Genomic DNA, 11,500 nt, shown 5'->3' with positions numbered 1-11,500 from the left:
GAAAAATTGTTTGAAATTATTTGTCCCAAAATAAGCTTATACTTTTGTCTTACTTTGCTTAGATGTATTGTAGAAGATGTCTGTAGATTATTAATGATAGGTTATTTAAAAGAAAGCTAACTAATTATAACACTAGAAAAAACCAAGGATTTTAAAACCAAGATATTTTTCTGTATCATCATCAGATACAGCAACACCAATCATAGGAACAAAATGAATTTGCTGTGCCATACCTATTTCAAAAGATAATTCATAGCCATAGGCTGATTCTTCATTATCTAAATCAGTATCATTAAAGTAGTCAACGAAAACACTAGCATAAATATCACCAATAAAGATATTTGGATTCCATAACCCCTTTTTTATTTCTGCTAATTTGTAAAGATATTCAAGGCTCCCCTGGTAACCATTATCAAAATCGTCAAAATCAAAACCCCTAATATCAGCATCTTTTTCAAAATCTTCGAATTTACTTCCTTGGAAAATAATACTACTATTATCAAATAAATAACTGTAATTCAATTCACTATTAACACCATCACTATTAACGTTAGTTTGTAAATAAAGTGCTAGATTTTGTCTAACTGAAGGTAAAAGAAACCTTATGCCTGGAATAGCATCTTCACTAAAATTAGTATTATAATCTAAGATTACATTTGAAGATAAAGGGAGAAATAAATCTAATTTTGTCTCTCTTTCCTCGTCATCATCATCTGGTGTAGCATGACTTATAGTAAATGGTAATAACATTTGTGAGTTGAAATAATAATCTAATCCATCATCAGAATAGTCTATCGAATAGGAATTTAAACCCAATGCATCTTGTCCAGCCAATAAAGATGGGAAAAGTCTTATATTTGGTTTAAGCAAATAACTTAAGCTTTTAGACAATCCATTTCCTTCTTTTATTTCAATATCTAAATCAGCTAAGTCAACATCGCTTTCAACATTTTCCGTTTTGGGTATTGGTACTGGTTCATAATTTAAAGGAGTTTTATATAAGTTGATTTCTTCAGCAGAAATTGAAGTAAAATAAAGATTATCTTTATAATCAAGTGCTTGAATACCTCTTATCGAGTTATTACCATCAGTAAATTCAACTAATTTCTTTTTGTATAAATCATATTGATAGGTAGTAGTAAATCCTTGGTAGTTACTATTATAATAAAGTTTATCTCCTATTAGGTTCATATTTGCTTCAGCATAAGGAGTATCAATAATTGCTTCTAAAGATAGATCGTCAATATTTAAATATTTTATGCCATAAGAACCGACAGCTTCTTTACTAACTACAATAAATTTATCTTGATAAGATTTCATTTCGCTAATAAGCTCTAACGTAATCCCTATTTTTTGCTTGTCTTTATTACTATATTTCCATATTTCTGAACCGTATTTATCCTTATTTTTCTTGGCATAAATAATTATTTCATCATCTAAAACAGTGAAATCATTAAAATCATCTTTTAATATTTTTTGTATTTGGTTTGTTTTCAAGTCATAACTATGTAAAATAGCATTTTCTCCTGATTTATCAAGAAGAGAAAAATATAATTTGTTGTTTACTATTTGAATCATACCATTCCAGGGTTCAGAAAAAGTTTTTAAAATTCTTTCTTTATTATTCTGCAAATCATATTCTACTAAGTTATATAATTCAAAATATCTGAAAGGTCCTGGAGTAATGCGTTTAACTTTAAAATAATATAATTTTTTCTTGGCATAATTTAAACCATAAATACTTCCACCTAGTTTATTTTTAACGACCGCTGTTCCACTTATTTTCCAATCTTTATATTTGTTTGTTTCATTTAACTGCCATTCTTCAAATAATTGTGGAAAGGTTTTACCATATATTTTTTTTGCTGCTTTATCGATACCTAGAGCAGGGAAGAAATCTCCTATTATAGGTGTCCAGTAATATGACCCATATTCGTTAAAAAATTGGGTGATTTTCTCTTCACCATAAGTTGCTGCTAAATATTTAAAGAATTCTCCACCATAAAGATAATATTGTCCGAAAGGGAAATGATTATGCCCATAATTGGCTTCTAAAATAGATGGTAATTTGCCCTCGGCTGCTTTACTTGCTATAAAGGTATCAAAATATCCACCATTTAATCTCCCTTCATAAGGGCTGACTTGTGATTCACTATATACAGTAATTCCTTCCATCATCCACAGTGGGATATGGATATTTGGTGAAAAATAATTACCAAATATTTTAGTTAAGGAAGATGCTGTTCCACTGCTATTAGTCATTTGAGATATATGTGTATACTCATGGACACTGACCAGTCTTAACCAGCTATCATAACTTATCATATTTGAAAAAAGCTCTGGATTACAAGTGAAAATGCTAATTTTAACAGATATAGGGTCAGCTTCACCATCAGTTAATAAGCCGCTATCCTGAATTACAATGCGTGTTTTAATCTTATTATCATTACCTGTGAGTGTATCCACTTTAGATTTATATTTACTTAAATAATAGAGAGTTTCTTTGGCCTGAGCTTCATACCCTTGAGGATAAAAGATAATAAAATCATCTGTTTCATAAGTCTTCCAATCAGAAATAGATGTAGCCAATCCTATTGATGAAACAGGTATTATTATCAAAAACAAATAAAAAAATAGAAATAATATTCTTTTCAATGTAAAATGCCCCCTTGCAATTTTCTTGGTTTCAATATACAAATACTGCTACATTATACTATTTAATATGAAAAGAGGTCAAGTAGATTCCCCCTGACATTAAATTTTATTGATTTTAATTTCCAGTAAATTTATTTATTCCTTCACTTCATTATTTTATTATTTTTTTTATAGTCCCTTTATAGTGATTTTAATAATACAAGATAATTATTAATTCTTAACCTAAATACCATATTGTACATTTCAGAGTATATCAAGAGTATAACTAATTAATCCATTTTTTTATAGTTACTTTAGACACCAAATTACATATTACTTAAGTAATATTTTAAAATCTTTTCCTGGATGATATAATCTAAACAGAAGTTTTAAGGAGGAGAACTTAATAAATGATAAACCGGAGTAAATATTTAACAAATAATAAGTATATTAAAATAATACTTCTTTTTTTCATTCTATTAATAACATATTATCAGATTTGTAATAATTTAAATTATATTCAAATAATAATATTTTCTATCTTATTTTTATTATTAATAACAAATGATTTCTTAAGAAATACTAATGAAAGAGTGATAAATGAATGGTACTATTATTCACTTGATTTATCTATAATTCTAGTAGCTATATTAAGTTACTTAGCACCTGATTTATTAATAGTGGGTTATTATTATATTTTTAAAATAAATGAAATTTTTTATATCAAGACAAAAAAAAAGCAACTATTTCTGTTACTCTATAGTATTTTACTTTTAATTATAAATTTTTTTGATCCTGATAGGGAAAAACTTAATATTTATGAAAGGCTAATCGAGACTGGAATATCATTCTTTTGTTATTTTAGTATTGCTTATATGATATATATATCATTCTATACATATAAAGAAAGAAGAAACGAAAAAACTAAATGAAAAATTAAAACTATCAAATATAAAATTACATGAATACTCACAAAAAATTGAAGAACTTTCTATTGCCAGAGAAAGGGAAAGGGTTGCTCAGGAAATTCATGATTCTTTAGGACATTCATTGATGGCCCTAATAATGCACCTGGAATTCGCAGAAAAAACCTTTACTAGTAATCCGGGAAAAGCACAAAAAGTTATTATAAAAGCAAGAAGTATTGCAAAATCTAGTACATCCAAATTAAGGGAGGCTGTTAATGCACTAAAGGAAGAACGCAATATTGAAAGCCTAAGAAATTCTATAAATGAACTTATAGATAAATTTTCAACATTAGGTGATATAAAAATTGATTTAATAATGAAGGAAGATTTAGAATCCTTAAATCCTAGCTTTAAGCTTTGTATCTATAAAACGATTAGGGAAAGTTTAACAAATGGGATAAAACATGGGAAAGCAACATTATTTAAACTGAAATTATTTATAGAAAAAAATAATTTAATATTAATAATTAAAGATAATGGTGTGGGTTGTGATAAAATTACTATGTCAAATGGTTTAAAGGGGATAGAAAACAGGATAAAAAATTTAGGTGGTTATGTTGACTTTGACAGCTATAAAAATGAAGGTTTTTTAATAAAAGCAAAAATTCCTATATACCAGAAAATATAAAATTATATGGTATGAGTTAATTATTCTTAAAATATAGAGGGGGGCAAAATAATATATGATTAACACAATAATTGTCGATGATCAGCAAATTGTAAGAGATGGTATAAAAATGATACTAAGCCTTGATAATAAAATAAATATTATAGGGGAAGCAGAGAATGGTAAACAGGCCCTTGAAATGATACCTGAAAAGATTCCTGATGTTGTCCTTATGGATATCAGAATGCCTGTAATGGACGGAGTTAAGGCAACTAAACTGATTAAAGAAAAGTATCCTGATATAAAAATAATCATTTTAACTACTTTTAATGAGGATGAGTTTATATTTAACGGACTAAAAAACGGGGCTGATGGCTATATCTTAAAAGATTCCGATTCTGATGTTCTAATTGATGTTATTAAAACAGCTTATAAAGGAAATGTCCTACTCAATCCCGATGTTACTAAAAAAATTTTAAAGTCATTAAATAATAATGCCCATAATGAAAATGAAGATTTAAAGAAAGATAATAAATTTCAATTATTAACAGATAGAGAGTTGGATGTTGCTAAATTAGTTGCTGAAGGTAAGAGTAATAAATCTATTTCTGAAAAACTATTTTTGACAGTAGGAACTGTGAAAAATTATGTTACAAAAGTTTTGGAAAAATTAGAATTACAGAACAGAACTGAACTGGCACTATATATAAATCAAACAAATCTGTAACTAGAGTCACGGTATTTAAGGGATATATAATCACAGGTATACGAACACACTCTAGAAAAAGAAGTAATAATAAATTTTGACAGTTTTGAAGCAGGCTTAAAGGTCTGCTTTTTTTATACTATTATTATTTATTTTAGAACATCACATTTGTGTTTAATAATGCATAGTATATAAGGTAAATTTTTGTAGGAGGGGTTAGCTATAAATGAATAATATATCATCTGAAGTTTTAAAAACAGATCTCCTTATTATAGGGGGTGGTACTGCCGGCTGTCTAGCAGCAGTTAGGGCCAGGGAGCTTAACCCTGAACTGGATGTCCTAATACTGGAGAAGGCTCATATAGCGCGTAGTGGTTGTCTGGCAGCAGGTATGAATGCTATTAATGCCTATATAAATCCCGGTGAGACCCCGGAGAGTTTTGTGAAATATGTCAGGGCAGATGCTATGGGATTAGTTAGGGAGGATTTAGTATTGTCAATGGCCGAAAGACTTAATGAAGTAGTACAAAGGGTAGAGAGCTGGGGTCTCCCCATTGAAAAGGATAAGGATGGCAATTACATATCCAGGGGAAGATGGAATATCAAGATAAATGGTGAATCATTAAAACCGATTATTGCTAATAAGGTAATTGAATATGGGGCAAGGGTGATAAACAGGGTATTGGTTACTAATTTGTTGTTAGATGATGGCAAAGTAGTAGGAGTTATGGGTTTTGGGGTTAGAACTGGTATTTTCTATGTAGTTCAGGCCAAGGCAGTAATTATTTGTACTGGTGGGGCAGCTGGTATATATAAACCGAATAATGATGGTTCATCACACCATAAAATCTGGTACTCCCCTTTTAATACAGGGGCTGGTTATGCAATGGGTATCAGGGCAGGGGCGGAGATGACGTCCTTGGAAATGAGGTTTATTGCCTTAAGGACAAAAGATGTTATTGCACCTACTGGTACACTTGCCCTGGGTTTCGGCGCTAGTCAGATTAATTCCAGAGGTGAGCGTTTTATGGCTGCCAGGTATGGACATATGGGTGCTGAAGGTGCACCAACACCACTGCGGGTTTATGGTCCAACCCAGGAAATGAAGGAAGGCCGAGGGCCGGTATTTATGGATACAACCCATCTTAAGGAAGAAGATATATATGAGTTGAAAAAAAGTTATTTAAATATGTATCCAGAACTGGTATTATCCTGGGCAGCAAACAACTTTAACCCTGGTAGTGAACCAATAGAAATACAGGGGACAGAACCATACTTGGTAGGTGGTCATACACAGTCTGGTTACTGGATAGATAAAAACAGGCAGACTACTATTGAAGGGCTTTATGCAGCAGGTGATGTAGCAGGTGGAGCCCCCTATAAGTTTGTCAGCGGTTGTTGGGCTGAAGGGTTTATAGCAGCAGAGCATGCTGTAGAATATGTGGCAGGGTGTAATGATATTCAAGAAGAGTCTAATAATACCGTAGTAGATATGGAGATGAAAAGGGTATATAGGCCTATAGAAAATAAAGATGGTGTTAAAGCAGAGGAGATGGAAGAACGATTACAGAAGATTATGGATGAGTATGCTGGTGGTGTTAGTAAATATTATGAAATGAATGAGAGTGAATTACTGCTTGCCTTAAACAAAATCAATCATTTAAGATCCCAAGTGAAATATCTAATTGCTGAGGACTATCACCAGTTAATGAACTGCCATGAAGTAATTGATAGGATAGATATTGCAGCGGTTTTAATTAAGCATCTCCTTTATCGCAAGGAAACAAGATGGCCGGCATATCAAAGCAGGGTAGATTTCCCCAATCTTAATGATAGAGAATGGTTAAAGTTTGTTAATAGCAGGCTTGTTGATAATGAGATAGAAATCATAGAGAGGCCCTACAGGAAGTTAGTTTCTGGTGACCGTTATGTTCCTTAATAATGATTAAAAGGGGGTATGATGATGAGTATTAAGATAGATTATGAGTTGTGTAGTGGGTGTGGTACACAAGATGAACCACCTTGTATCAAATATTGTCCTGGTGACCTGATTGCAGTTGATTCTGAAAAAGAAAAGCCATACATAAGGAGTGAACGGGACTGCTGGGATTGCATGGTATGTGTTAAAGCCTGTCCCTTTAATGCTCTTGAGACCAGGCTGCCCTATCAGCTGGCCAGTTATAAGGCAAGTCTTAAGCCACAGGTTTACCAAGGCAGGATAGTCTGGCAATTGAAGGATGCCAGGGGAAAAGAAGAGGTTTTTGAACTTAAAACAAGTGGTTGAAATCCAATTAAATATTAGGAAATTTTAGAGGAATTAACAAATTCTTATTGAATAAATAAAAGGGGTGGAGGGATATTACAAACTAAAAGGGGGAGTTATAATCAATTTAATATTATTATCTTTAGTTTCAATATTACCGGGAATTTTATGGGTCTGGTATTTCTACCGTCAAGATAAATATGATCCAGAACCGACTAATCTAATAATACGTGATTTCCTCTGGGGTATAGTGATTGTTTTGCCAGCTAGTTTACTCGAATCACCCTTTGGGGGGTATGTTACTCCACAAACACCCTTATTGATACTTTTTTTGAGTACTATCTTTGTAGTTGGTCTTGTTGAAGAAGGACTAAAATCATATACGGTTTACAGGCTCCATTATAATCATCCTGATTTTGATGAACCAGTAGATGGAATTATCTATGGTGTAACAGTTGGTCTTGGCTTTGCTGCTTTTGAAAACTTAGTCTATGCGACATTATTTGGTCTGAGTGTTGGTTTATCAAGGGCAGTTTTGACCAGTCTGGCACATGCCTCTTTTACTGGGATTTTTGGCTATTACTTGAGTAAGGCTAAGGAGAGACAGGATAGGTCATTGATCTGGTTTGGTTTTGTACTGGTTACTTTTTTCCATGGATTATATGATTTTCTGGTGATAGGAGGATTTATAAGTACATTTTATACTATTATAATTATTGTAGCTTTACAGCTTTATTTAGCTTCATTAATTAGAAATACAACTGAAAGGTCACCTTTTAAGTAAAACTAGTAAAAATGTCTCCGGTTTTAATCCGGAGGCAGTTTTATGTTATAAAATAGGGGGGGAGAAGTTGATGAAGGACAGATATGATGTTGTGATAGTAGGTTCAGGGCCGACTGGAATATTTACTGCCCTTGAATTAGTTGGAAAAGAGGAAAGCCTGGATATAATGATATTAGAAAAAGGGAATAATTTGGCTCAAAGGTCGTGTCCGATGGATCAAAAAGGGACTGCCTGTCTCAGGTGTGATAGTTGTTCAATTGTATCGGGCTGGGGTGGAGCAGGGGCTTTTAGTGATGGTAAACTAAGTTTATCACCAGAGATAGGTGGTAATCTGCATAAATATATAGGCAGGGATAGATTGGAAGAAAAGATTACTTATGCAGATAGTATCTATCTTAAATATAATGCTCCTGACAGGATTTTTGGTGTTGATCAAGAAAGGGTTGAAGAGATTAAGGCTGAGGCGACTAAAGCCCAGTTAAAGTTTATACCAGCCAGACTGCGTCATCTGGGAACTGGTTATAGTCAGAAGGTTTTACAGGAGATGCAGGATTATCTTCTTAATAGTGGTGTTGAAATTAAATTTGGTGTAAATATAATAGAATTATTAGTTGATAATGAGCAGGTTGTAGGTGTAAGGAGTGAAAATGGAGAAACCATAAAAGCTAACTTTGTGGTAACTGCTCCCGGGCGTGAGAATGCGGAATGGTTGAGTAAAGAGGCCGGTAGACTGGGAATAGAGATGGCCATAAATCCAGTAGATATTGGTGTCAGGGTAGAATGTCCTGCAGTAATAACCGAAGAATTGACTAATAGTATTTATGAATCAAAGCTTATTTACCAGACACCTACTTTTGATGATAGGGTTAGGACATTCTGTATGTCCCCCTATGGACAGGTAGTAAATGAAAATAATCAGGGTTTAATTACTGTGAACGGTCACAGTCATGCTGAAATCAAAACTGAAAATACTAACTTTGCTCTGCTGGTAAGTAAGACATTTACTGAACCATTTCATGAACCAATTACCTATGGTAAAGATATTGCCAAACTGGCCAATCTCTTAGGCGGTGGGGTATTAGTTCAGCGGCTAGGTGACCTTTTAGACGGTCATCGTTCAACACCAGAACGGATCAAGAGGGGGATAACAGAACCAACCCTGAAAGAGGCAACACCAGGGGATCTGAGTCTTGTTTTACCTTACCGTCATTTAAGGGATATTATAGAGATGATTGAGGCTCTGGACAAACTTGCCCCTGGTTTATATAGTAGGGATACCCTTTTATATGGTGTGGAAGTTAAATTTTATTCATCAAGATTAAAGGTTGATAAAAATATGGAGACAAAGTTTAGGAACCTTTATGTCGGTGGAGATGGTGCCGGGATTACCAGAGGGTTAATGCAGGCTTCTGTATCTGGTATTATAATCGCCAGGTCTATTCTGGAGAAAGTTTAGTAAGGGGGAGAAGGAAATTTATCAATGTAGTAAATATTATCAAGATATCAATTTTAGCAGGGCAGTAGTAGAAATATATTCTATTTTATATGATTATTTTGGTCCACAGCACTGGTGGCCAGCAGAGAGCCCTTTTGAAACTATTATAGGGGCTATTCTGACTCAAGCTGTGAGCTGGAGAAATGTTGAAAAGGCTATTGATAATTTAAGGGAGGCAAACCTTTTAAAACCTTCAGCCATAAAAAAGATTCAGCAGGATAGGCTGGCTGACTTAATTAAGCCTGCTGGATATTATAATATGAAGGCCAAAAAACTAAAGTCTTTTGTTGATTTTCTATATAATAATTATGCTGGTCATTTAAATAAGATGTTTAAAGTAGACCTTCCAGTACTGCGTAAAGAGTTACTGGATGTTTATGGTGTTGGTCCTGAGACTGCTGATTCAATCCTACTTTATGCTGGTAAATATCCTATATTTGTTATTGATGCCTATACCAAACGAATTTTAAGTAGAATAGGATATATACCTGATGATATTGTTTACCATGATTTACAGGCAAAAATTATGAGTGTTTATCCAGCAGATGTAGTTAAATATAATGAATACCATGCCTTATTGGTTATACTGGCTAAAGAATATTGTAAGAAATCTGCCCCCGATTGTAAGAACTGTCCTATAATGGAGAAATAGAAGATATATTTTCTTCACTTAGTGTGTGTTTGAAAAGATAAATAGGGGATATATAATCCACGGCGGGTATATACTGATACTTTTCGAACAGACTTTTGAACAGACTCTTAAAGTGTCTTAATTTAAGGGTTGATTTTATTCTTATTATGACAAAAGTTACATGATAAGATGTTTAGAGTTAAAGTTATCCACATAAATATCCACATATTAACAGGGCAGTAATAAAGAAGGATTTTTTCAACTTAAAGGTTTAGGTAAGTTTTATTTCGTATCCAGACTTTAAATTGAAGTATCACTTAGCCCGGCGGGCTGAAAATAATAAGCCTGAACTGGTTTCAATTAAAATGATCAATGAAAGTGGGGATAGTATAGGCAGTTATAATCTTAAATATGGAGAAGGTTTTTCTGACTATACTGTAGAGTAAGCTTGAATCCGGGTAGATAAAAGGGGCTGCTTATTTTCAAACAGCCCCTTTTAAAAATTGATATTTAATACTTAACAGAAAGACCTGCAGTAAAGCGGAAACCGCTGAGTTCTACATCACCATCAATATCGGATTCAAGCCAGGATTCTATATCATCTTCAAGTTCAACATCAATATCAGCTTTTCTATAACCAGCATTGGCCATGAAGGAGAGGTTATCTCTTATGGGATACTTAAGATCTACTGCCAGGATATAACCGAGTCCGTCTCCCTCAAATAATGTTATATCACTACTATCGGAATAACCATATTCCCCATATGAATAGCTGCCACTTGTTTCTAAATCATACTTAACAATTGAACCGCTGAAAGATAGATAGTCATTAACCCGGAAGACTATCTCTCCATAAGGACCGGCTAGTTCAATTTCTTCTTCAAGGTCAAGACTGTAAAATTCTTCTGAATTAAATTTAACCTTACCACCTAATGATAAATCTGCTTTGACAGAATCGTAACCTAAACCAGCTGCCAGCTTATCATTAAACCAGTAGCGAGCACCAGCATAAAACCCTGCTCCGTTATTGCCGTCAATATCAAGATTAATTTCATCTGGAGACTCATCATAGTCATTATCGATTTTCCATTCAGTATCCATTTCTAGTGTGTTATAGGTGAGTCCACCTACTAATTCCAATCCTTTTGCTGATATGGTAATAGACATTAGTAGAATAAAAATAAATGTTAATAAATAAGTCTTTTTCATTGAAACACCCCCTTGATTAATTTGTTTAATATATATTTGTTTAGGGAGGTGTTTATGACAGGGAAAATTATATTTAAAAGAAAAAAGACCTTTCCGGAAAGGAAAGGTTACTATACTTATGGTCCGGCTGCCCGGATTTGAACCGGGGACCTCTTGCTCCCGAAGCAAGCGCGCTACCAAACTGCGCTACAGCCGGATAAAAA

Annotated in this window: 10 protein-coding genes and 1 tRNA gene; 8 read left to right on the top strand and 3 right to left on the bottom strand. The window is 33.2% G+C overall.

Annotated elements, in window-relative coordinates; genetic code table 11:
* Nucleotides 1–132: 132 nt before the first annotated feature.
* Entirely contained in the window at nucleotides 133–2,655 is a 2,523-nt protein-coding gene (locus GM661_RS14405) for a gluzincin family metallopeptidase (RefSeq protein WP_230867463.1), read from the bottom strand.
* An 861-nt stretch (nucleotides 2,656–3,516) separates the two neighbouring features.
* Here GM661_RS14405 and GM661_RS14400 point away from each other — a divergent pair.
* From GM661_RS14400 to GM661_RS14365, 8 genes are all read left to right on the top strand, one after another.
* Nucleotides 3,517–4,230: a sensor histidine kinase gene (locus GM661_RS14400; RefSeq protein ID WP_330165261.1), complete on the top strand. Its 714-nt coding sequence runs from the start codon at nucleotides 3,517–3,519 to the stop codon at nucleotides 4,228–4,230.
* A 55-nt stretch (nucleotides 4,231–4,285) separates the two neighbouring features.
* Entirely contained in the window at nucleotides 4,286–4,936 is a 651-nt protein-coding gene (locus GM661_RS14395; RefSeq protein WP_230867461.1) for a response regulator transcription factor, read from the top strand.
* 205 nt (nucleotides 4,937–5,141) lie between these two features.
* Nucleotides 5,142–6,854 (top strand): adenylyl-sulfate reductase subunit alpha, encoded by a 1,713-nt coding sequence (locus GM661_RS14390; RefSeq protein ID WP_230867460.1) that lies wholly within the window; start codon nucleotides 5,142–5,144, stop codon nucleotides 6,852–6,854.
* Nucleotides 6,855–6,878: 24 nt separating this feature from the next.
* Nucleotides 6,879–7,199 carry a 4Fe-4S binding protein gene (locus tag GM661_RS14385; RefSeq protein ID WP_230867459.1) on the top strand — a complete coding sequence of 107 codons (321 nt, stop codon included), beginning with the start codon at nucleotides 6,879–6,881 and terminating at the stop codon, nucleotides 7,197–7,199.
* A gap of 64 nt (nucleotides 7,200–7,263) precedes the next feature.
* On the top strand, nucleotides 7,264–7,962 hold the full coding sequence (locus tag GM661_RS14380; RefSeq protein WP_164522340.1) for a PrsW family intramembrane metalloprotease: 699 nt from the start codon (nucleotides 7,264–7,266) through the stop codon (nucleotides 7,960–7,962).
* 70 nt (nucleotides 7,963–8,032) lie between these two features.
* On the top strand, nucleotides 8,033–9,418 hold the full coding sequence (locus tag GM661_RS14375) for an NAD(P)/FAD-dependent oxidoreductase (protein ID WP_230867458.1): 1,386 nt from the start codon (nucleotides 8,033–8,035) through the stop codon (nucleotides 9,416–9,418).
* Nucleotides 9,419–9,434: 16 nt separating this feature from the next.
* The gene (locus GM661_RS14370; RefSeq protein ID WP_330165260.1) at nucleotides 9,435–10,109 is read left to right on the top strand and encodes an endonuclease III domain-containing protein; all 675 of its coding nucleotides are present in this window, start codon (nucleotides 9,435–9,437) and stop codon (nucleotides 10,107–10,109) included.
* Nucleotides 10,110–10,393: 284 nt separating this feature from the next.
* Complete coding sequence (locus GM661_RS14365) at nucleotides 10,394–10,534, top strand: hypothetical protein (RefSeq protein ID WP_230867456.1); 141 nt, start codon at nucleotides 10,394–10,396, stop codon at nucleotides 10,532–10,534.
* Between the two features lie 64 nt (nucleotides 10,535–10,598).
* Here the strand turns inward: GM661_RS14365 and GM661_RS14360 are convergent, their stop codons facing one another.
* Both GM661_RS14360 and GM661_RS14355 read right to left on the bottom strand, forming a co-directional pair.
* Nucleotides 10,599–11,297: a hypothetical protein gene (locus GM661_RS14360; RefSeq protein ID WP_230867455.1), complete on the bottom strand. Its 699-nt coding sequence runs from the start codon at nucleotides 11,295–11,297 to the stop codon at nucleotides 10,599–10,601.
* 119 nt (nucleotides 11,298–11,416) lie between these two features.
* A tRNA-Pro gene (locus GM661_RS14355) sits at nucleotides 11,417–11,493 on the bottom strand.
* Nucleotides 11,494–11,500: the final 7 nt, after the last annotated feature.

Source organism: Iocasia fonsfrigidae (genome assembly GCF_017751145.1).
GTDB classification, from domain to species: Bacteria; Bacillota; Halanaerobiia; order Halanaerobiales; family DTU029; genus Iocasia; species Iocasia fonsfrigidae.
Note: the sequence above shows the minus strand (reverse complement) of the source record. Positions and strands in the feature narration are given on the sequence as shown.

Coding starts and splice junctions, on each gene's coding strand:
- GM661_RS14385 (WP_230867459.1), top strand. CDS start 6,879: ATGAGTATTAAGATAGATTATGAGTTGTGTAGTGGGTGTGGTACACAA.
- GM661_RS14395 (WP_230867461.1), top strand. CDS start 4,286: ATGATTAACACAATAATTGTCGATGATCAGCAAATTGTAAGAGATGGT.
- GM661_RS14360 (WP_230867455.1), bottom strand. CDS start 11,297: ATGAAAAAGACTTATTTATTAACATTTATTTTTATTCTACTAATGTCT.
- GM661_RS14375 (WP_230867458.1), top strand. CDS start 8,033: ATGAAGGACAGATATGATGTTGTGATAGTAGGTTCAGGGCCGACTGGA.
- GM661_RS14390 (WP_230867460.1), top strand. CDS start 5,142: ATGAATAATATATCATCTGAAGTTTTAAAAACAGATCTCCTTATTATA.